Annotated in this window: 19 protein-coding genes; 11 read left to right on the forward strand and 8 right to left on the reverse strand. The window is 70.6% G+C overall.

Annotated elements, in window-relative coordinates; translation table 11 throughout:
• The first annotated feature begins 5 nt into the window (after window positions 1-5).
• The 6 genes from pgk (at window position 6) to pgi (ending at window position 6,037) form a co-directional block, all read left to right on the forward strand.
• Window positions 6-1,208: a phosphoglycerate kinase gene (gene pgk, locus HUT19_RS30835; protein WP_176183591.1), complete on the forward strand. Its 1,203-nt coding sequence runs from the start codon at window positions 6-8 to the stop codon at window positions 1,206-1,208.
• Between the two features lie 5 nt (window positions 1,209-1,213).
• A complete protein-coding gene (tpiA, locus tag HUT19_RS30840; protein WP_176183592.1) occupies window positions 1,214-1,990 on the forward strand; it encodes a triose-phosphate isomerase in 777 nt (258 codons plus the stop codon).
• Window positions 1,991-2,102: 112 nt separating this feature from the next.
• The gene (gene secG, locus HUT19_RS30845; protein WP_176183593.1) at window positions 2,103-2,330 is read left to right on the forward strand and encodes a preprotein translocase subunit SecG; all 228 of its coding nucleotides are present in this window, start codon (window positions 2,103-2,105) and stop codon (window positions 2,328-2,330) included.
• 239 nt (window positions 2,331-2,569) lie between these two features.
• Complete coding sequence (locus HUT19_RS30850; RefSeq protein WP_009718803.1) at window positions 2,570-2,905, forward strand: RNA polymerase-binding protein RbpA; 336 nt, start codon at window positions 2,570-2,572, stop codon at window positions 2,903-2,905.
• Window positions 2,906-3,082: 177 nt separating this feature from the next.
• A complete protein-coding gene (locus tag HUT19_RS30855) occupies window positions 3,083-4,333 on the forward strand; it encodes an MFS transporter (RefSeq protein WP_176183594.1) in 1,251 nt (416 codons plus the stop codon).
• A gap of 51 nt (window positions 4,334-4,384) precedes the next feature.
• The gene (gene pgi, locus HUT19_RS30860; RefSeq protein WP_176187488.1) at window positions 4,385-6,037 is read left to right on the forward strand and encodes a glucose-6-phosphate isomerase; all 1,653 of its coding nucleotides are present in this window, start codon (window positions 4,385-4,387) and stop codon (window positions 6,035-6,037) included.
• A 106-nt stretch (window positions 6,038-6,143) separates the two neighbouring features.
• Here pgi and pgl read toward each other — a convergent pair whose 3' ends face one another.
• From pgl to tkt, 5 genes are read right to left on the reverse strand one after another with little or no spacing between them, the layout of a single operon-like run.
• Window positions 6,144-6,926 (reverse strand): 6-phosphogluconolactonase, encoded by a 783-nt coding sequence (pgl, locus tag HUT19_RS30865; protein WP_176183595.1) that lies wholly within the window; start codon window positions 6,924-6,926, stop codon window positions 6,144-6,146.
• Window positions 6,923-8,062, reverse strand: a complete 1,140-nt coding sequence (opcA, locus tag HUT19_RS30870; protein WP_176183596.1) for a glucose-6-phosphate dehydrogenase assembly protein OpcA — start codon at window positions 8,060-8,062, stop codon at window positions 6,923-6,925. Before opcA ends, pgl begins: the two co-directional genes overlap by 4 nt.
• A complete protein-coding gene (gene zwf, locus HUT19_RS30875) occupies window positions 8,059-9,585 on the reverse strand; it encodes a glucose-6-phosphate dehydrogenase (protein WP_176187490.1) in 1,527 nt (508 codons plus the stop codon). The genes opcA and zwf overlap by 4 nt, the downstream gene beginning before the upstream one ends.
• Window positions 9,586-9,590: 5 nt before the next feature.
• On the reverse strand, window positions 9,591-10,709 hold the full coding sequence (gene tal, locus HUT19_RS30880; protein WP_176183597.1) for a transaldolase: 1,119 nt from the start codon (window positions 10,707-10,709) through the stop codon (window positions 9,591-9,593).
• 46 nt (window positions 10,710-10,755) lie between these two features.
• The gene (gene tkt, locus HUT19_RS30885) at window positions 10,756-12,849 is read right to left on the reverse strand and encodes a transketolase (protein WP_176183598.1); all 2,094 of its coding nucleotides are present in this window, start codon (window positions 12,847-12,849) and stop codon (window positions 10,756-10,758) included.
• A gap of 349 nt (window positions 12,850-13,198) precedes the next feature.
• Between tkt and HUT19_RS30890 the strand changes: the two genes are divergently transcribed.
• The 3 genes from HUT19_RS30890 to HUT19_RS30900 all read left to right on the forward strand — a co-directional run bounded on the left by HUT19_RS30890 (window position 13,199) and on the right by HUT19_RS30900 (window position 15,793).
• On the forward strand, window positions 13,199-14,149 hold the full coding sequence (locus HUT19_RS30890; protein WP_176183599.1) for a heme o synthase: 951 nt from the start codon (window positions 13,199-13,201) through the stop codon (window positions 14,147-14,149).
• Window positions 14,150-14,173: 24 nt separating this feature from the next.
• Complete coding sequence (locus HUT19_RS30895; RefSeq protein WP_176183600.1) at window positions 14,174-14,542, forward strand: hypothetical protein; 369 nt, start codon at window positions 14,174-14,176, stop codon at window positions 14,540-14,542.
• Window positions 14,543-14,722: 180 nt separating this feature from the next.
• On the forward strand, window positions 14,723-15,793 hold the full coding sequence (locus tag HUT19_RS30900; RefSeq protein WP_176187492.1) for an amidohydrolase: 1,071 nt from the start codon (window positions 14,723-14,725) through the stop codon (window positions 15,791-15,793).
• Here the strand turns inward: HUT19_RS30900 and HUT19_RS30905 are convergent.
• From HUT19_RS30905 to HUT19_RS30915, 3 genes are all read right to left on the reverse strand, one after another.
• Window positions 15,739-16,755 carry a heme A synthase gene (locus tag HUT19_RS30905; RefSeq protein ID WP_176183601.1) on the reverse strand — a complete coding sequence of 339 codons (1,017 nt, stop codon included), beginning with the start codon at window positions 16,753-16,755 and terminating at the stop codon, window positions 15,739-15,741. The two genes, HUT19_RS30900 and HUT19_RS30905, sit on opposite strands and share 55 nt — an antisense overlap.
• A gap of 258 nt (window positions 16,756-17,013) precedes the next feature.
• A complete protein-coding gene (locus HUT19_RS30910) occupies window positions 17,014-17,787 on the reverse strand; it encodes an ABC transporter permease (RefSeq protein WP_176183602.1) in 774 nt (257 codons plus the stop codon).
• Window positions 17,784-18,710, reverse strand: coding sequence for an ABC transporter ATP-binding protein (locus tag HUT19_RS30915; RefSeq protein WP_176183603.1), 927 nt, complete (start codon window positions 18,708-18,710; stop codon window positions 17,784-17,786). Before HUT19_RS30915 ends, HUT19_RS30910 begins: the two co-directional genes overlap by 4 nt.
• 231 nt (window positions 18,711-18,941) lie before the next feature.
• On the opposite strand from HUT19_RS30915, the gene HUT19_RS30920 reads away from it, so the two are divergent.
• Both HUT19_RS30920 and sufB read left to right on the forward strand, forming a co-directional pair.
• Window positions 18,942-19,691: a metalloregulator ArsR/SmtB family transcription factor gene (locus HUT19_RS30920; protein ID WP_176183604.1), complete on the forward strand. Its 750-nt coding sequence runs from the start codon at window positions 18,942-18,944 to the stop codon at window positions 19,689-19,691.
• Complete coding sequence (gene sufB, locus HUT19_RS30925; RefSeq protein ID WP_176183605.1) at window positions 19,688-21,109, forward strand: Fe-S cluster assembly protein SufB; 1,422 nt, start codon at window positions 19,688-19,690, stop codon at window positions 21,107-21,109. The genes HUT19_RS30920 and sufB overlap by 4 nt, the downstream gene beginning before the upstream one ends.
• Window positions 21,110-21,160: the final 51 nt, after the last annotated feature.

A 21,160-nucleotide genomic window follows, 5' to 3' on the forward strand; every position in this document is an offset into this window, starting at 1 on the left:
ATTCTGTGAAGACGATTGACGATCTCCAGGTCAGCGGGCAGCGGGTGTTCGTCCGTGCCGACCTGAACGTCCCGCTCGACGGCGAGACGATCACCGACGACGGCCGGATCCGCGCCGCCGTTCCGACGATCACCAAGCTCCTGGACCGGGGTGCCAAGGTCATCGTCGCCTCGCACCTCGGCCGCCCCAAGGGTGCCCCGGACCCGCAGTACTCGCTGGCCCCCGTGGCGCGGCGGCTCGGGGAACTCCTCGGCAAGCCGGTCGCCTTCGCGACCGACACCGTGGACGACAGCGCGCGCACCACCGTCGGGGGGCTCGCCGATGGTCAGGTCGCGCTGCTGGAGAACCTGCGCTTCAACGCCGGTGAGACCAGCAAGGACGACGCCGAGCGCGGCGCGTTCGCCGACCGGCTCGCCGCCCTCGCCGACCTCTATGTGGGCGACGGCTTCGGCGCGGTCCACCGCAAGCACGCCTCCGTCTACGACCTTCCGGCACGGCTGCCGCACGCCGCGGGCGATCTGATCGCCGCCGAGCTGACCGTCCTGAAGAAGCTCACCGAGGACGTCAAGCGGCCGTACGCGGTGGTCCTCGGCGGCGCCAAGGTCTCCGACAAGCTGGGCGTGATCGACCACCTGCTGGAGAAGGCCGACCGCATCCTGATCGGCGGCGGTATGGCCTATACCTTCCTCAAGGCCCAGGGCCACGAGGTCGGCGGCTCGCTGCTCCAGGAGGACCAGGTCCCGACAGTGCGGGAGTACCTGCGGCGGGCCGAGGAGCGCGGTGTGGAGTTCGTGCTCCCGGTCGACGTGCTGGCCGCGGCCGAGTTCCCGGACCTGAAGACGAAGGCCCCGGCCAACCCCGAGGTGCTGGCCGCCGACGCCATCCCGGCCGACCGGCAGGGCCTGGACATCGGCCCGGAGACCCGCAAGCTCTACGCCACCAAGCTGGCCGACACCGCCACCGTCTTCTGGAACGGCCCCATGGGTGTCTTCGAGCACCCCGACTACGCCGACGGCACCAGGGCCGTCGCCCAGGCCCTGATCGACAGCCCCGCCTTCACCGTGGTCGGCGGCGGCGACTCGGCAGCGGCCGTCCGCATCCTGGGATTCGATGAATCCGCTTTCGGCCATATCTCGACCGGCGGCGGCGCAAGCCTCGAATACCTCGAGGGCAAGACTCTCCCCGGCCTCGCCGCACTGGAGGACTGAACACCGTGAGTGACCGCATTCCGCTGATGGCGGGCAACTGGAAGATGAACCTCAACCACCTCGAGGCCATCGCCCACGTCCAGAAGCTCGCCTTCGCCCTCGCCGACAAGGACTACGAGGCCGTCGAGGTCGCGGTCCTGCCGCCCTTCACCGATCTGCGGTCGGTGCAGACGCTGGTCGACGGCGACAAGCTGAAGATCAAGTACGGCGCCCAGGACATCTCCGCGCACGACTCCGGCGCGTACACCGGCGAGATCGCCGGCCCGATGCTCTCCAAGCTGAAGTGCACCTACGTGGCCATCGGCCACTCGGAGCGCCGCCAGTACCACGCCGAGACCGACGAGATCTGCAACGGCAAGGTCAAGGCCGCCTTCCGGAACGATCTCACCCCCATCCTGTGCGTGGGCGAGGGCCTGGAGGTCCGCAAGGCGGGCAACCAGGTCGCTCACACCCTCGCGCAGGTCGACGGCGGTCTGGCGGACGTCCCGGCCGAGCAGGCCGAGACGATCGTGATCGCCTACGAGCCGGTCTGGGCGATCGGCACCGGCGAGGTGGCGACCCCCGAGGACGCCCAGGAGGTCTGCGGGGCGATCCGCGCCCGGCTGGCCGAGCTGTACAGCCAGGAGCTGGCCGACAAGGTCCGGATCCAGTACGGCGGCTCGGTGAAGTCCGGGAACGTCGCCGCGATCATGGCCCAGCCGGATGTGGACGGCGCGCTGATCGGCGGTGCCGCGCTGGACGCCGACGAATTCGTCAAGATCGTCCGTTTCCGCGACCAGTGAGTATGCCGTAGCGCACGGGTCGTCGTACCCTGTCGGGGGTCGTGGTGGTGCGATCGCGCCATCCGGCCCCCGACGTCCGTAACTGCCCGAGAGAGTTGGTCCAGCTGTGATCATGGGGTTCTCGATCGCCCTCATCATCTTCAGCCTTTTGATGATGATGCTGGTGCTCATGCACAAGGGGAAGGGCGGCGGCCTGTCCGACATGTTCGGTGGCGGTATGCAGTCCTCGGTGGGCGGCTCCTCGGTCGCCGAGCGCAACCTCGACCGGATCACCCTGGTGGTCGGGCTGCTGTGGTTCGTCTGCATCGTTGTCCTCGGCCTCCTGATGAAGCTCGACTGACGCTCGCATGAGGTTCGAGCCGGGCTTCGACCGGGGGTCGTTCGTCCGCCGACCGGGATCCGATATCTGACGTTCCGTCCGTCAGCGGGCCAAGGGCGGCTTATCATGGGGGTGGCGTCCTCGGTGGCGGGTGTAACTCCACTCACTGGACGCGCGTTGGGCCTTACGTAGACTGGGGCGCCGGGCAGCGAAGCCGACCATCGATACTTCGCGGCACCATCACGCAGGGAGTTACAACCGTGGCAAGTGGCAACGCGATCCGTGGAAGCCGGGTCGGAGCGGGGCCGATGGGAGAAGCCGAGCGAGGCGAATCGGCACCGCGCCTGCGCATCTCCTTCTGGTGCTCGAACGGACACGAGACCGTGCCGAGCTTCGCCAGCGACGCGCAGATCCCGGACACGTGGGACTGCCCCCGCTGCGGCTTCCCCGCCGGCAAGGACCGGGACAACCCGCCGGACCCGCCACGCACCGAGCCGTACAAGACGCATCTGGCGTATGTGCGCGAGCGGCGCAGCGATGCCGACGGCGAGGCGATCCTCGCCGAGGCGCTGGCCAAGCTCCGGGGCGAGATCTAGGCGGCACGCCGAACCGAGCGGCGCGTACGACGGCCCGGCCGGGCACCCTCCCAAGGGGGTGCGCGGCCGGGCCGTCGTCCATGTCCGGGGCCGTTGTCAGTGGCCGGCACTACGGTCGGGGGTGCTGATTCACGGAGGCTCGGCGGCCGGGGCCTCGCCGGGGGGGGGAGGGCGCCGATGAGCGCGGTGGAAGCGGGGGAGCTCGAGGGGGAGCGGGGCGGCGAGAAACCGGCGGCGCCCGCCTGGCGCGGGGGGTTCGGGCGGCTGTGGACGGCCGCCGTGGTCTCCCGCTTCGGGGACGCGCTGCGCGGGGCGGCGCTGCCGCTGCTGGCGGTCTCCCTGACCGATTCACCGGTGCTGGTGTCGCTGGTGACCGCCTGCGGCTTTCTGCCCTGGCTGCTGTTCGGGCTGATCGGCGGGGCGATCGCGGACCGGGTGGACCAGCGGCGGGCGATGTGGGCGGTGGACGCGGTACGAGCCGCCCTGATGGCGGCGTTCGCCGTCGCCGTATGGCTGGACCACGCCACCATCGGGCTGCTGCTCGCGCTCGGCTTCGCCCTGACCACCCTCCAGACCCTGTTCGACAACGCCGCCACCGCCCTGCTGCCGTCGGTGGTGGGCCAGGAGGCGCTGGGCCGGGCCAACGCCCGGCTGATGACCGGGCAGGAGGTGATGGGCCGGTTCGTGGGCGCCCCGCTGCTGCCGGTGCTGCTGGGACTCGGCGCCGCGGTGCCCTTCTGGGCGGACGCGGCCACCTATCTCGTCGCCGCCCTCCTGGTCGCCTCGCTCGGGGTGGCGGCCCCCGAGCGCCCTCCGCGCCCGGCGGGCCGGACGCTGCGCCATGACATCGCCGAGGGCATCCGGCTGCTGCGGCGGGACCGGGTGCTGAAGGCGCTGTGCGGCTGCACCATGCTGGTCAACATCGGCATCGGCGCGCTCATCGCCACCCTGGTGCTGATCGTCACCGGCTGGCTGCACGCCGGGAACACCGGCTATGCCGTCGTGGTGACCGTCTACGGGATCGGCAGCGTGGCCGGCGGTCTGGTGGCCGGGTGGATCACCGACCGGCTGGGCCGGGTCCGCTCCCTGGTGGTGTGCGGCACGGCGCAGCTCGCCGCCCTGCTCGCCCTCGGCACGCTCCGCGGTCTGCCGGTCGCCGTCGCCGCCATGGGCCTGTTCGGCTTCTCCGGAATGGTCTGGAACGTCACCGAGGTGACGATGATGCAGCAGCGCAGCCCCGCCGAGATGGTGGGCCGGGTGAGCGCGGCGTTCCGCACCCTGACCGTCGCCGGTACCCCGCTCGGTGCCCTGCTCGGCGGGGTGACCGCCGCGGCCTGGGGGCTGAACACCCCGGCGCTGGCGGCCGCGGCGCTGTTCGCCTGCGGCCTGGTGGCCCTCGTTCCGGGAATGCGGTCCGGCATCAATTAGGTTGGTGGCCGGCGGGGTACAGGACCGACGAGAAGTGGGCTGATGTCCGAGATGAACGCAGAAGGCCGCGGCAGGCTCGACCAGCTGCCCGAGTGGCAGGCGCTGGTCGCACACCGCAAGGAGCTGGGCGACGCGCAGTTGCGCGAGCTGTTCGCAGGCGACCCCGGGCGCGGGCGCCGGCTCACCCTCCAGGTCGGCGACCTCCATGTGGACTACTCCAAGCATCTGGTCACCGATGAGACGTTGCGGCTGTTGCGCGAGCTGGCCCGCGCCACCAAGGTGGCCGAACTGCGGGACGCGATGTTCCGCGGTGCGAAGATCAACACCACCGAGAACCGGGCGGTGCTGCATATCGCGCTGCGGGCGCCCCGCTCCGCCGTCATCAGGGTCGATGGCAAGGATGTCGTCCCGGATGTGCACGCGGTGCTCGCCAAGATGGCCATCTTCACCGACCGGATCCGGTCCGGCGACTGGACCGGGCACACCGGCAGGCGCATCAAGAACATCGTCAACATCGGCATCGGTGGCTCTGATCTGGGCCCCGCGATGGCGTTCGAGGCGCTGCGCGCCTACACCGACCGCTCGCTGACGTTCCGGTTCGTCTCCAATGTGGACGGCGCCGACCTCCATGAGGCGGTGCACGATCTGGACCCGGCCGAGACGCTGTTCATCGTCGCGTCCAAGACCTTCACCACCATCGAGACCATCACCAACGCCACCTCCGCCCGCGACTGGCTGCTGACCGGGCTGCGGGCCGGTCCGGAGGCCGTCGCCAAGCACTTCGTGGCGCTGTCGACGAACGCGGAGAAGGTCTCCGAGTTCGGTATCGACACGGCCAACATGTTCGAGTTCTGGGACTGGGTCGGCGGGCGCTACTCCTACGCCTCGGCGATCGGCCTCTCCCTGATGATCGCCATCGGCCCGGACCACTTCCGCGAGATGCTGGCCGGGTTCCACCTGATGGACGAGCACTTCACCACGGCCCCGCCGGAGGAGAACGCACCGCTGCTGATGGGCCTGCTGGGCATCTGGTACAACAACTTCCACGACGCCCAGTCCCATGCCGTACTGCCCTACAGCCACTACCTGTCCAAGTTCACCGCCTACCTCCAGCAGCTGGACATGGAGTCCAACGGCAAGTCGGTGGACCGCCAGGGCGAGCCGGTCAGCTGGCAGACCGGCCCGGTGGTCTGGGGCACCCCCGGCACCAACGGTCAGCACGCCTACTACCAGTTGCTCCACCAGGGCACCAAGCTGATCCCCGCCGATCTGCTCGGCTTCGCCCGGCCGGTGGACGGCCTCCAGCCCGGACTGGTCGCCCAGCACGATCTGCTGATGGCCAATCTCTTCGCCCAGGGTCAGGCGCTGGCCTTCGGCAAGACCCCGGAGGAGGTCGCCGCCGAGGGGGTGGCCCCGGAGCTGGTGTCGCACAAGACCTTCCGCGGCAACCGCCCCACCACCACCATCCTCGCCTCCGAGCTGACCCCGTCGGTGCTCGGCCAGCTCATCGCCCTCTACGAGCACAAGGTGTTCGTCCAGGGCGCCGTGTGGGACATCGACTCCTTCGACCAGTGGGGCGTGGAGCTGGGCAAGGCGCTGGCCAAGCGGGTGGAGCCCGCCCTGACCGAGGGAGCGGAGGTCGAGGGACTCGACCCGTCCACCGAGGAGCTCGTCGCCACCTACCGCGCGCTGCGCGGCCGTTGAGCCCTTCGGTGACCCCCTGATATACGGCGATTGATATACGGCGATCCCCCGTGCGCGGCACGCCCGGGGGATCGGTCGTCTCCGGATCGGTGCCGGGATGACGGATTCACGGCGAGGCCGGGGGATACAGCTCGCGCGGCAGCCCGGCCGCCGCGGTCCGGTCCAGCAGCCACAGTGTGCGGCCTCGGCCGTACGCCCCCGCCGCCGGGGCCTGGAGCTCCCCGGCGCCCGACAGCGCGATGGTGACCGCCTTCGCCTTGTCCTCCCCGGCCGCGAGCAGCCACACCTCCCGTGCCGCGCGGATCGCGGGCAGGGTCAGGGTGATCCGGGTGGGCGGCGGTTTGGGCGCACCGCGTACCCCGACCACCGTCCGCTCGGTCTCCCGGACGGCGGGCAGTTCGGGGAAGAGCGAGGCCACATGGGTGTCCGGTCCGACCCCCAGCAGCAGGACGTCGAAGGACGGCGCCGCGCCGTGGTTCTCCGGCCGTGCGGCCTGCGCCAGCTCGACGGCGTATGCCTCGGCCGCAGCCTCCACATCGCCGCCGTGCGGACCGTCGGACGCGGGCATGGCGTGCACCCGTGCGGGGTCCACCGGCACCGCGTCCAGCAGCGCTTCCCGCGCCTGGGTGACATTGCGCTCCGGATGGCCCTCGGGCAGGAAGCGCTCGTCGCCCCACCACAGGTCCAGCCGTGACCAGTCCACCGCGTCGCGGGCGGGGGAGGAGGCGAGCGCGGCCAGCAGGCCGTTGCCGTTGCGGCCGCCGGTGAGGACCACCGACGCGGCGCCGCGGGCGGCCTGGGCGTCCACGATCTTCGTGAGCAGCCGGGCCGCCGCGGCCTGGGCCATCAGCTCCTTGTCGCGGTGGACGACGACCTGCGGAGCCGTCATGCGTCCGCCGCCTTCCCGTCCGCGGTGTTCCCGTCCGCCGCCTTCCCGTCCGCCGCCTTCCCGGACTTCTCCTCGGCCGATGAGGCCGTCCGCGCCGCCGGGGCGTGCTTCGGCGGAGCCGGGACCGGGCGGGCCTGGCCATTGCCCTGGCCATTGCCCTGGCCATTGTCGTGGCCGGGCTTGGGCGCCGACGCAGGGGTCGCGGTGGCGGCCTTGCCCAGCTTGTTCACCCCGAACTTCACCGCCGAGGCGTACATCTCGTCCGGGTCCAGCCGGCGCAGCTCCTCGGCGATCAGCTCCGACATCTCCCGCCGCTGGAGCGCCACATGGCGGTCCGGCTGGCCCGGCATCGCCAGCTCGGCCAGCGAACCATTGGCCCGGTCCAGGCAGATCACGCCGTCGGCGGTCTCCAGCCGGACCGCGGTCAGCCCCGGGCCGTCGGAGACCTGGCGGTCCACCGGTACCCGCAGCCGCTCGGCGAGCCACAGCGCGAGCAGCTCACTGCTCGGGTTGTACGCCTCGCCCTCCACGGTCGCGGAGGTGATGGGGGAGTGCTTCTGGTCCAGCGCGGCCGCGAGCACACTGCGCCACGGGGTGATCCGCGTCCAGGCCAGATCGGTGTCGCCCGGGGTGTAGGTGTCGGCCCGCAGCCCGAGCGTGGCGACCGGGTCCTCGGTGGCCTGGGCGTCGGTGATCCGCCGCTGGGCGAGCTGCCCGAGCAGGTCCTCGCTGGGGTTCTCCGGGGCGTCCTCGGGCCACCACACCACCACCGGGGCGTCCGGCAGCAGCAGCGGCAGCACCACCGAATGGGCGTGGTTGGCCAGTTCGCCGTGGAGCCGCAGCAGCACCGTCTCACCGGTGCCGGTCTCGCCGCCGATCCGCACCTCGGCGTCCAGCCGGGCCATCTTGCGGTCGCGGGGCGAGCGCCCCGGCCGCTTGATGACGACCAGATTCCGCGACGGGTGCTCCTTGGACGCCTCGCTGGCCGCCTTGAGGGCGTCGTAGTGATTGCCCTCGTCGGTGACGATCACCAGGGTCAGCACCATGCCCGTGGCGGGGGTGCCGGTGGACCGGCGCGCCTGGACCAGAGCGGAGTTGATCCGGGCGGACGTGGTGTCCGTGAGATCGATGTTCATGGCCGCCGCCAGCTCCGTCCGTCTCGTGCGAGCATCTCGTCCGCGGCCTTCGGACCCCAGGTCCCGGCCGTGTACTGCTCCGGCTTGCCGTGCTTGTCCCAGTACACCTCGATCGGGTCGAGGATCCGCCAGGACTGCTCCACCTCCTGATGGCGGGGGAAGAGGTTGGCGTCGCCGAGCAGCACATCGAGCAGCAGCCGCTCGTACGCCTCGGGGCTGGATTCGGTGAAGGACTCGCCGTAGGCGAAGTCCATCGTCACGTCCCGGATCTCCATGGAGGTGCCGGGCACCTTGGAACCGAACCGGATGGTGATGCCCTCGTCCGGCTGCACCCGGATGACCAGGGCGTTCTGCCCGAGTTCCTGGGTGTCGGTGGTGCCGAAGGGGGAGTGCGGGGCGCGCTGGAAGACCACGGCGATCTCGGTGACCCGCCGCCCCAGCCGCTTGCCGGTGCGCAGGTAGAAGGGGACGCCCGCCCAGCGGCGGTTGTCGATCTCCAGCTTGATCGCGGCAAAGGTGTCGGTCTTGGAGTGCGGGTCGATGCCCTCCTCCTCGAGATAGCCGAGCACCTCCTCGCCGCCCTGCCAGCCGTGGGCGTACTGGCCGCGCACGGTGTGCTTGCCCAGCTCCCGGGGCAGCTTGACGGCCCTGAGCGCCTTGAGCTTCTCGGTGACCAGGGCGTCCGCCTCGAAGGAGGCGGGCTCCTCCATGGCGGTCAGGGCGAGCAGTTGGAGCAGATGGTTCTGGATGACGTCACGGGCGGAGCCGATGCCGTCGTAGTAGCCCGCGCGGCCGCCGATGCCGATGTCCTCGGCCATGGTGATCTGCACATGGTCCACATAGCTGCGGTTCCAGATCGGCTCGAACATCGTGTTGGCGAAGCGCAGCGCCAGGATGTTCTGGACCGTCTCCTTGCCCAGGTAGTGGTCGATCCGGAAGACGTCGCTGGGGCGGAAGACCTCGTGGACGACCTGGTTGAGCTCCTGTGCGCTCTCCAGGTCGTGGCCGAAGGGCTTCTCGATGACCGCGCGGCGCCAGGAGTCGCCCTGTCCGTTGGACAGCCCGTGCTTCTTGAGCTGCTGCACCACGGTGGGGAAGAACTTCGGCGGCACGGACAGGTAGAACGCGAAGTTGCCGCCGGTGCCCCGCGCCTTGTCCAGCTCCTCTATGGTCGTCCGCAGCGACTTGAACGCCTCGTCGTCGGAGAAGTCACCGGGGACGAAGCGGAAGCCCTCGGCGAGCTGCTGCCAGACCTCCTCGCGGAACGGGGTCCGCGCATGCTCTTTGACGGCGTCGTGGACGACCTGGGCGAAGTCCTCGTGCTCCCAGTCGCGGCGGGCGAAGCCGACGAGCGAGAAGCCCGGCGGCAGCAGTCCGCGATTGGCCAGGTCATAGACCGCCGGCATCAGCTTTTTCCGGGACAAATCGCCCGTGACGCCGAAGATGACCAGGCCGGACGGCCCCGCGATACGCGGGAGCCGCCGGTCCCTCGGGTCACGCAGCGGATTGCTGCTGGTGGTCAAGGTCTTCACGCCTCCGAAGGTGCGAGACGGTTGAGCTCCGCCTCCGTGGACTTCAGCAGGTCGATCCAGGACGCCTCGAACTTCTCGACGCCCTCGTCCTCCAGGAGCTGTACGACCTCGTCGTACGAGATCCCGATACCGGCCAGCGCGTCCAGGTCGGCCTTGGCCTGCTCGTAGGTGCCGCGCACCGTGTCACCGGTGATCCCGCCGTGGTCGGCCACGGCCTCCAGGGTGGCCTCCGGCATGGTGTTCACGGTGCCCGGGGCGACCAGGTCATCGACGTACAGGGTGTCCTTGTACGCCGGGTCCTTGACGCCGGTCGAGGCCCACAGCGGACGCTGCTTGTTGGCGTTGGCGCGGTCCAGGGCGGCCCAGCGCTCCGAGCTGAAGACCTCCTCGTACGCCTCGTAGGCGAGACGGGCGTTGGCCACGGCGGCCTTGCCGCGCAGTGCCTTGGCCCCATCGGTGCCGATCTTGTCGATCCGCTTGTCGATCTCGGTGTCCACCCGGGAGACGAAGAAGGACGCGACCGAGTGGATCTTGGACAGGTCCAGACCCGCGGCCTTGGCCTTCTCCAGACCGGCCAGGAAGGCGTCCATGACCGCGCGGTAGCGCTCCAGGGAGAAGATCAGCGTGACGTTGACGCTGATGCCCCGCCCGATCACCTCGGTGATCGCCGGGAGCCCCGCCTTGGTGGCCGGGATCTTGATGAAGGTGTTGGGCCGGTCCACCAGCCAGGCCAGCTGCTTGGCCTCGGCGACGGTGGCCGCCGTGTTGTGCGCCAGCCGCGGGTCGACCTCGATGGAGACCCGGCCGTCCTGGCCGCCGGTGGCGTCGTGCACCGGCCGCAGGATGTCGGCGGCGTCCCGGACGTCCGCAGTGGTGATCATGCGGACCGCTTCCTCGACGGTGACCTTGCGAGCCGCGAGGTCGGCGAGCTGCTGCTCGTAGCCGTCGCCGCCGGAGATCGCCTTCTGGAAGATCGACGGGTTGGTGGTGACACCGACGACATGCTGCTGGTCGATCAGTTCCGCCAGATTGCCGGACGTGATCCGCTTGCGCGAGAGGTCGTCGAGCCAGATCGCGACGCCTTCGTCGGCCAGCCGCTTGAGTGCGTCTGTCATGAGTTATGTCTCCTACTCGTCGCTACTAGTCAAGTCGGTGACGGGCTCAGGCCCCGGCGGCGTCGAGGGACTCGTGGGCGGCGGTGACCACGGCCTCGGAGGTCAGACCGAACTCCCGGTAGAGCACCTGGTAGTCGGCGGAGGCGCCGAAGTGCTCCAGCGAGACGATGCGGCCGGCCTCGCCGACGTAGCGGTACCAGGTCAGCCCGATACCGGCCTCGACTGCCACGCGCGCCTTCACGGACGGCGGCAGCACGCTGTCGCGGTACCCCTTGTCCTGCTCCTCGAACCACTCGACCGACGGCATCGACACGACCCGGGTGGGCACCCCGGCGGTCTGGAGCTGCTCACGCGCCTCCACCGCGAGCTGCACCTCGGAACCGGTGGCGATCAGGATGACCTTCGGTGCCGCGCTCTGCCCTTCGGGCCCTTCGGCCTCGAACAGGACGTAACCACCCTTGGCGGCGCCCTCGTTGGCCTCGTAGGTCGGCACGTTCTGCCGGGTGAGCGCGATGCCGTGCGGCGCCGGCCGGGCCGTGTGGCGACGGGTGATCTCGCGCCAGGCGATGGCCGTCTCATTGGCGTCGGCCGGGCGGACGATGTTCAGGCCCGGGATGGCGCGCAGCGCGGACAGGTGCTCGACCGGCTGGTGGGTCGGGCCGTCCTCGCCGAGGCCGATGGAGTCGTGCGTCCACACGTAGGTGACCGGCAGCTTCATCAGCGCGGCGAGCCGGACGGCCGGGCGCATGTAGTCGGAGAACACCAGGAAGGTGCCGCCGTAGACCCGGGTGTTGCCGTGCAGCGCGATGCCGTTCATGGTCGAGCCCATGGCGTGCTCGCGGATGCCGAAGTGGATCGTGCGGCCGTAGGGGTTGGCCTCCGGCAGCGGGTTGCCCTTCGGCAGGAAGGACGACGAGGCGTCGATGGTGGTGTTGTTGGAGCCCGCGAGGTCGGCGGAGCCGCCCCACAGTTCGGGGAGCACCCCGCCGAGCGCCTTGAGCACCTGGCCGGACGCCTTGCGGGTGGCGACGTCCTTGCCCGCCTCGAAGACCGGCAGCGCGCTCTCCCAGCCCTCGGGCAGCTCGCCCGCGGTGATCCGGTCGAACTCGGCGGCCCGCTCGGCGTTGTTGTTGCGCCACTCCTGGAGCTGCTTGTCCCAGGCGGCGTGCGCCTGGCGGCCGCGGTCGACCAGCTCCCGGGTGTGGTTGATGACGTCGGTGTCCACCTGGAAGTGCTGCTCGGGGTCGAAGCCGAGGACCCGCTTGGTGGCCGCGACCTCCTCCGCGCCGAGCGCCGAGCCGTGCGACGCCTCGGTGTTCTGCGCGTTGGGCGCGGGCCAGGCGATGATGGTGCGGGCCGCGATGATCGAGGGGCGCTCGGTCTCGGCCTGCGCCGCCTTCAGCGCCGCGTGCAGCTGGTGGATGTCGAAGTCGCCGCTGGGCGCCTGCTCGATGCGCTGGACGTGCCAGCCGTACGCCTCGTAGCGCTGGAGCACGTCCTCGGAGAGCGCGGTGGCCGTGTCGCCCTCGATCGAGATGTGGTTGTCGTCGTACAGGGCGACGATGTTGCCCAGCTTCTGGTGACCGGCCAGCGAGGACGCCTCGGCGGAGATGCCCTCCTCCAGGTCGCCGTCGGAGACGATCGCCCAGATGGTGTGGTCGAAGGGAGAGGCGCCCTCGGGCGCCTCCGGGTCGAACAGACCGCGCTCGTAGCGTGCGGCCATCGCCATGCCCACCGCGTTGGCGATGCCCTGGCCCAGCGGACCGGTGGTGGTCTCCACACCGGTGGTGTGGCCGAACTCGGGGTGGCCCGGGGTGAGGCTGCCCCAGGTGCGGAACGCCTTCAGATCGTCGAGCTCCAGACCGAAGCCCGCCAGGTACAGCTGGATGTAGAGAGTGAGGCTGGTGTGGCCCGGGGACAGTACGAACCGGTCACGGCCCGCCCAGTCGGCGTCGGAGGGGTCGTGCCGCATCAGCTTCTGGAAGAGCAGGTACGCGGCGGGCGCGAGACTCATGGCCGTACCGGGGTGGCCGTTACCGACCTTCTGCACGGAGTCCATGGCCAGGACGCGGGCGGTGTCAACGGCCCGCTGGTCCAGATCGGTCCATTCGAGGTCTGCGGTAGTCGGCTTCGTGCTCACCCTGAGTCAGGGCTCCTCTCCACACTGTCGCTATCCGGTGACCGTGTGCACACCGGCGCTGTCGAGCCTACCCCTGGAACGACGGTCATTTTTTCGAGTTCCACTCGACGGTCAGGGAACGAATCGGGGGGCTCGGCGCATTCCCTCTCCCGGTTGCGCGGGGTGATCGGAGGGAGTTGTTCCGGGCCGCGCGCGCCCTGCGCGCCCCGGTCCACGTGCGCCGCCAACACGAGCGGACCCCGGCGGCGAGCGGCACATCCGCTACGTCTAGAGTGGCGTGGTACGCGCAAGTCTTTACCGGCTCTTCATGTCCGGTGCTTGCTGGTTCTTGCTTCCACCAGGGGTGTGCGTGACGGCCGTCGAATCCCGTCCTGCGGGGGTGCTGGAGACGAGCGAAACGGGCTCCGGCCACCGGCCGCTCGGGGCCCGTGTCATGGCGTTCGTCGCGCTGACCAAGCCGCGCGTCATCGAACTGCTGCTGATGACCACGGTGCCGGTCATGTTCCTGGCCGCCGAGGGCGTACCGGACCTGTGGCTGGTGCTGGCCACGTGCGTCGGCGGCTATCTGTCGGCGGGCGGCGCGGCCGCGTTCAACATGTACCTCGACCGTGACATCGACGCCCTCATGGACCGCACCGCGCAGCGCCCGCTGGTGACCGGGATGGTCTCGCCGGGCGAGTGCCTGGTCTTCGCCTCGGCGCTCACGGTCGGCTCCACGGCCTGGTTCTGGGCGCTGGTCAACCCGCTGTCCGCGATGCTGTCACTCGGGGCGCTGGTCTTCTACGTCGTCGTCTACACGATGCTGCTCAAGCGGCGCACCTCGCAGAACATCGTCTGGGGCGGTATCGCCGGCTGTATGCCCGTGCTCATCGGCTGGTCGTCGGTGACCGGCGAGCTCTCCTGGGCCGCCGTCATCCTCTTCCTCGTCATCTTCTTCTGGACGCCGCCGCACTACTGGCCGCTGTCGATGAAGGTCAAGGACGACTACGAGCGGGCCAGCGTGCCGATGCTGCCGGTGATCGCGGGCAACAAGGCGGTCGCGCGTCAGATCGTCCTCTACAGCTGGGCCATGGTCGGCGTCTCCCTGCTGCTGTGGCCGCTGGGCTACACCGGCTGGTTCTACCCGGCCGTCGCGGCGGTGCTGGGCGGGTTCTGGCTCAAGGAGGCGCATGCGCTCCAGGCGCGCGCCCGGGCCGGGATCACCGGGGCCAAGCTCAAGGAGATGCGGCTCTTCCACTGGTCCATCACCTATGTGTCGCTGCTCTTCGTCGCCGTTGCCGTGGACCCCTTCCTGCGTTGATTACCGACGGGTAGGATTGTCGGTATGGCAGACAGCACCCAGGCGGCGGAGACGGTCGGGAGCGCCCGGCCCGCCAAGCCCTCCAAGGACGAGAAGCGGGCCCAGCGGCTCGCCCACCAGATCACGGCCTTCGCCGAGAGCCACGGCGGCAGCGCCGAGGGCCAGCTCGCCCACATCGGCCGCGGCGCCACCCGGATCGCCCTGGTGGGGGCCAACGGGGAGTGGGGCGTTCTGGTCGCCCCCTCGCACGACAGCGCCCGCCGCGCCGCCGAGCTCGCCGGGCTCAGCCTCCACGACGAGTTCGACGGTGACATGGCCGCCAAGGTCCGCACCGGTCCGTACGAGTGGACGCGCATGGCGGGCCTCCAGATCGGCGGCCCCGCCAACCCCTGAGCCGCAGCCGGCCAACCCCTGAGCCGGGCTCCCGACACCTCGCGCCCCTTTCGCCCGTTAAGCCCATCGAAGCCCGAGGGTGAGGAGGCGGCGGCGATGGATGAGGCGACGGACTCCCCGTACACCCTGGGCCCGCCGACCGGCCCGGTCCCACGGGCCGGGCCGGGTCCGGTGGCGGGCCTGCCCGCGCTGCCGCCCCTGGTCGACCAGTACAGCCACGGCACGGTCCACGGCGAGCTGGGCCTCGGCTCCTTCGAAACCCATCTGGCCTCCGCCGCCGGATCGGGCGCCGCTCCCGCGGGCACCACCTTCTTCGACAGCTGGGCCGGGCTCGCGGTGCGCCGCTGGTGCCCTCCGCTGCTGGGCATGGACCCCCACTGCGCCCCGGTCAGCTATCTCGCCCGCCGCCGTGAACTGGGCGCCTACCGGGCCGCCCGGCTGCTGCTGCGCGGTGCGGGCATCGGCACCTTCCTGCTGGAGTCCGGCGCCCCCAGCGACCTCACCTCACCCGCCGAACTGGCCGCCGCCGCCGACGGCCGGGTCCACGAGGTGGTCCGTCTGGAGCCGCTGGCCGAACAGGTCGCCGACACCTCCGGCACGGTCGACGCGTTCACCGGCAACACCGCCGAGGCGCTCTACGCCGCCGCCCAGCACGCCACCGCCTTCGCCATGGGCATCGCCTACTGCGACGAGGCCCCGCCGGATCCGCGCGAGGTGCGCCGCGCCGCCGCCCGCCGGCTCGCCGGAGGACCGGCCCGGGCCCGTCCGTTCGACCCGGCGCTCGCCCAGCACCTGCTGTGGAGCGCGGTGGCCACCGGACTGCCGGTGCAGCTGCACTGCGCCGATCCGCAGCCGCTCCTGGGCTTTCTGCGTGCCACGGCCGGGTTCGGCACCGATCTGGTGCTGCTGCCCGAGCGGCCGTACCACCGGCGGGCGGCCCAGCTCGCCGCGGCCTTCCCGCATGTCTACGCGGACGCCGGGCCACGGCCGGAGGAGACCCTGGGCGAGGCGCCGTTCGGCAAGCTGCTGTTCTCCACCGGCGCGCGGGCGCTGCCCGAGCTCTATGTGACCGCCGCGCGGCTGTTCGCCCACTCCATGGCGCGGCTGACCGCCGAGTGGATCGCCGACGGGGTCTGCACCCGCACCGAGGCGCGGCGGATCACCGGGCTCGTCGCGGCCGGGACCGCGCGCCGGGTCTACCGGCTGGAGGCGGCGGGCTCGGGCTCCGGGGCCGGCGAGGTCTCCGGCTGAACCGCCTCGTCGTCGCCCGTGGGGCCGGCGGCCGGCGCGGCGAGTGCGGGGCGCTCGCGCTGCGCGAAGAGCACCCGCAGGGCCGCGATCCACACCAGACAGGACCCGAACATGTGGATGCCGACGATCACTTCGGGCAGGTGCGTGAAGTACTGGACGTACCCGATCAGGCCCTGGAGGAGCAGCACGGCCAGCAGGTCGAGCACCGTACGGCGCTGGGCCGCCGGGGCCTTCACGGCGCGCAGGGTGAACCACAGGGCGACCGTCAGGCCGAGCACGATGTAGACGAAGTCCACATGCAGCTGGGTGATCTCCTGCCAGTCCAGTGGGATCCGGTGCACCTCGCGGGCGTCACCGGCGTGCGGACCGGATCCGGTGACCACCGTGCCGATCAGGATCAGCGCCAGGGTCGAGCCGACCAGCAGCCCGGTGAGCTGGCGCACCGGGCGGGCCACGAGGGCGCGCGGCTCGCCGTCACCCTCCCGCGACCGCTGCCAGACCGCCATCGCGACCGTGAGGAGCGCGGTGGCCAGCAGGAAGTGCGAGCTGACGATGTACGGGTTGAGTCCGGTGAGCACGATGATGCCGCCGATGACGGCATTGCTCATCACCAGCCAGAACTGGGCCCAGCCCAGCCGGGTGAGGGAGCGGCGCACCGGCGTACGGGCCCGGGCGGCGATGATCAGCAGTCCGATGAACACGCACAGCACATACGTCAGCATGCGGTTGCCGAATTCGATGGCGCCGTGGATGCCCATGTCGGAGGTGGGCGTCAGGCTCCCGGAGGTGCACTTGGGCCAGGTGTCGCAACCGAGCCCGGACTCGGTGAGCCGCACCGCGCCACCGGTGACGACGATGACCACGGCCATCACCACGGTGGCCAGCGCGGCCCGCCGCACAAAGCGCGCGGAGGGCTGCCAGCGCCGGGCGATGAGCTCGAACGGATTCAGCGAATTCGGCACGGACCTATCGTAGGCGGCCGCTTGTGCAGCTTTTCACGAGGGGGTCGCCGTCAGGAGAGCCCAGTCTCTCGGGCTCGCCCAGGCCCTGTCCGGTGGATCTCCGAGGAGGCTGCCCGCGGCGTTTGGTGCCGTGCATCGCACGGCGGAGGGTCGCCCTCGTACTGGGCGTACTCGGGCGACTCCGACAACGCAGCGAGGTGCGGTGCCAGGCGTCGCGGGCCCGATAAGATCCACCGGACAGGGCCTAAACCAAGGGGCTCATTCCCAGCGGAAGAACCGTGCCGCCGCGCCGAGGCCCAGCACCGACCACACCGCCAGGATCCCCAGCTCCCGCCAGGGTGCCGGGCCCCCGTCCTGGAGGACCTCCCGCAGGCCGCCCGACAGCGCGGAGATCGGCAGCAGCTCCAGCACGCCCCGGACGGCGTCCGGGAACTTGTCCAGCGAGACGATCACCCCGCCCGCGACGAGCAGCAGCAGGAAGACCAGGTTGGCGGCGGCGAGGGTCGCCTCGGCCTTGAGGGTGCCCGCCATCAGCAGTCCGAGACCGGAGAACGCCGCGGTGCCGAGGATCAGCAGCAGCGCGACCGCCGCCGGGTTGCCGTGCGGCGACCAGCCCAGTGCCAGCGCGATCGCGGTCAGCAGCGCGATCTGGAGGATCTCGGTGACCAGCACCGAGCAGGTCTTGGCGGTCATCAGCCCCCACCGGGGCAGCGGGGAGACGGCGAGCCGCTTGAGTACGCCGTACCGCCGCTCGAAGCCGGTGGCGATGGCCTGTCCGGTGAACGCCGTGGACAGCACGGCCAGCGCCAGCACACCGGGGGCGAGGAAGTCCACGGTCTCGCCGTGGGCACCGGTGTCCACGATGTCGACGCTGCTGAACAGCACCAGCACCAGGGACGGGATGACCACGGTCAGCAGCAGCTGCTCACCGTTGCGCAGCAGCATCCGGGTCTCCAGGGCGGCCTGCGCCCGGATCATCCGCAGCAGCGGCGCGGCCCCCGGGTCGGGGCGGAAAGTACCGGTGGCGGTCACGCGCGCAGCTCCTTACCGGTGAGCTCCAGGAAGACGTCCTCGAGGGTGTGCCGCTCGACCGAGATCCGGTCCGGCATCACCCCGTTCTGCGCACACCACGAGGTGACGGTGGCCAGCAGCTGCGGGTTGACCTTGCCGGTGACGCGGTAGCCGCCGGGGGTCAGCTCGTCGGCCGAGCTGTCGGCGGGCAGCGCCTTGAGCAGCGAGGCCAGGTCGAGCGCGGGGCGGCCGGTGAAGCGCAGGGTGTTCTCGGCGCCGCCGCGGCACAGCTCCTCGGGGCTGCCGTCGGCGATCACCTTGCCGCCGTCGATGATCGCGACGTGGTCGGCGAGCTGTTCGGCCTCGTCCATGTAGTGCGTGGTCAGCACGAGGGTGACCCCGTCCTGGCGCAGCTCGCGGATGAGGTCCCAGGTGGCGCGGCGGGCCTGCGGGTCGAGACCGGCGGTCGGCTCGTCGAGGAAGACCAGCTCGGGGCGGCCGACGACGGCCATGGCGAGGGCGAGCCGCTGCTGCTGGCCGCCGGAGAGCCTGCGGTAGGTGGTGCGGCCGCAGGAGCCGAGGCCCAGCCGCTCGATCAGCAGATCCACGTCCACCGGGTTGGCGTGCAGGGAGGCGGTGTGCCGCAGCATCTCTTCTGCGCGCGCGCCGGAATAAACGCCTCCGGACTGGAGCATCACACCGATCCGCGGCCGCAGTGCCGCCGCGTGCCGGACCGGGTCCAGGCCGAATATGCGCACCGTCCCGGCGTCGGGGCGGCGGTACCCCTCGCAGGTCTCGACGGTGGTGGTCTTGCCGGCCCCGTTGGGCCCGAGAACGGCGCTGACGCCGCCGCGCGGGACGGACAGGTCGAGCCCGTCGACGGCGGTCTTCGAGCCGTACCGTTTGACCAGGCCGACGACCTCGACCGCGGGCTCTTCTCGCATGCCGGGCAGTCTACGAATCGCCGGGGGCGCCGTGGGCGGCAGGGCGGAAGTGGGACTCCCCGGAACCGCATCGCCGCAGGTGAACTTAGGTGTGCCTAAGTGATGCACTCCACCGAAGGGTGCCTCCGCCCTCGCTTGTATGTCACCCGGGAATTACGCAACAATGGCGTTGTGAAATACGCGAGCGAGGCTCCGAAGGCACGCGCGGCCGAGACGGCCGCGCGGTCTGGCATGCCTGTGTCCGCGTCCGATGAGCAGCACGGCACCCGTAACAAGGTGGCCCGCTCCATCCTCGATCACGGCCCCTCCACCGCGGCCGAGCTCGCGCTGCGGCTGGAGCTGACCCAGGCGGCCGTCCGCCGCCACCTCGACACCCTTGTCGCCGACGGCGTCGTCGAGCCCCGGGAGAAGAGGGTGTACGGGGCGCGGGGGCGCGGCCGCCCGGCCAAGGTCTTCGCACTCACCGACTGCGGCCGTGACGCCTTCGACCAGGCCTACGACACGCTGGCCGTCGACGCCCTGCGCTGGATCGAGCAGAGCGCCGGGGGCGGCGAGGCCGGGCGGGCCGCCGTCGCGGCGTTCGCCCGCGCCCGGCTGGCCGCTCAGGCCGAGGTATACCGCGGTGCCGTCGAGGCCGCCGACCCCAGCGGCCGTACCCAGGCCCTGGCGGGCGCGCTGTCCGCCGACGGGTACGCTGCTACGGCGCGCAGCGCGCCGGTCGGCGAACAGCTCTGCCAGCACCACTGCCCGGTCGCCCACGCAGCCGAGCGATATCCGCAGCTGTGCGAGGCGGAGACCGAGGTCTTCTCCCAGCTGCTCGGGACTCATGTGCAGCGTCTGGCCACCATCGCCCATGGCGACGGAGTGTGCACGACGTTCATTCCGAAGACCGACAGAACCGATTCGGCCGCGCAGGCCGATCCCCGTACCACCAAGACCACCACCGCATCTGCCAGCACGGCCGGGAGGAACCCCGAATGACTCTCCCCACGGAGACCGCTCACCCCGAGCTCGAGGGCCTGGGCAACTACGAGTACGGCTGGGCCGACTCCGACGTGGCCGGCGCTTCGGCCAAGCGTGGCCTCTCCGAGGACGTCGTGCGCGACATCTCGGGGAAGAAGTCCGAGCCGGAGTGGATGCTCAAGCTCCGGCTGAAGGGCCTGAAGCTCTTCGACAAGAAGCCCATGCCCACCTGGGGCTCGGACCTGTCCGGGATCGACTTCGACAACATCAAGTACTTCGTGCGTTCCACGGAGCAGCAGGCCGCCTCCTGGGAGGAGCTGCCCGAGGACATCAAGAACACCTACGACAAGCTGGGCATCCCGGAGGCCGAGAAGCAGCGCCTGGTCGCCGGTGTCGCCGCCCAGTACGAGTCCGAGGTCGTCTACCACAAGATCCGTGAGGACCTCGAGGAGCAGGGCGTCATCTTCCTCGACACCGACACCGGTCTGCGGGAGCACCCGGAGCTGTTCAAGGAGTACTTCGGCTCGGTGATCCCGGCGGGCGACAACAAGTTCGCCTCGCTGAACACGGCGGTGTGGTCCGGCGGCTCGTTCATCTACGTGCCCAAGGGCGTCCATGTGGAGATCCCGCTCCAGGCCTACTTCCGGATCAACACGGAGAACATGGGCCAGTTCGAGCGGACCCTGATCATCGTCGACGAGGACGCCTACGTCCACTACGTCGAAGGCTGCACCGCGCCGATCTACAAGTCGGACTCGCTGCACTCCGCGGTCGTCGAGATCATCGTCAAGAAGGGCGCCCGCTGCCGCTACACGACCATCCAGAACTGGTCGAACAACGTCTACAACCTGGTCACCAAGCGCGCCGTCGCCTACGAGGGCGCCACCATGGAGTGGGTCGACGGCAACATCGGCTCCAAGGTGACCATGAAGTACCCCGCCGTCTACCTGATGGGCGAGCACGCCAAGGGCGAGACCCTGTCCATCGCCTTCGCGGGCGAGGGCCAGCACCAGGACGCCGGAGCCAAGATGGTCCACATGGCGCCGCACACCTCGTCCAACATCGTCTCCAAGTCGGTGGCGCGCGGTGGTGGCCGTACCTCCTACCGCGGGCTGATCGAGATCGGCGAGGGCGCGGAGGGCTCCAAGTCCAATGTCCTCTGTGACGCCCTGCTGGTGGACACCGTCTCCCGGTCCGACACCTACCCGTATGTGGACGTCCGCGAGGACGATGTGTCCATGGGCCACGAGGCGACCGTCTCCAAGGTCAGTGACGACCAGCTCTTCTACCTGATGAGCCGTGGTCTGTCGGAGGACGAGGCCATGGCGATGATCGTCCGCGGCTTCGTCGAGCCGATCGCGCGCGAGCTGCCCATGGAGTACGCGCTGGAGCTCAACCGGCTGATCGAGCTGCAGATGGAGGGCGCGGTCGGCTGACGCCACCGCCCTTCCCGCCCCGCCGCACCGGGGCACCCCCGTGAGAGCCAC

It is taken from the genome of Streptomyces sp. NA02950, from assembly GCF_013364155.1.
GTDB lineage: Bacteria > Actinomycetota > Actinomycetes > Streptomycetales > Streptomycetaceae > Streptomyces.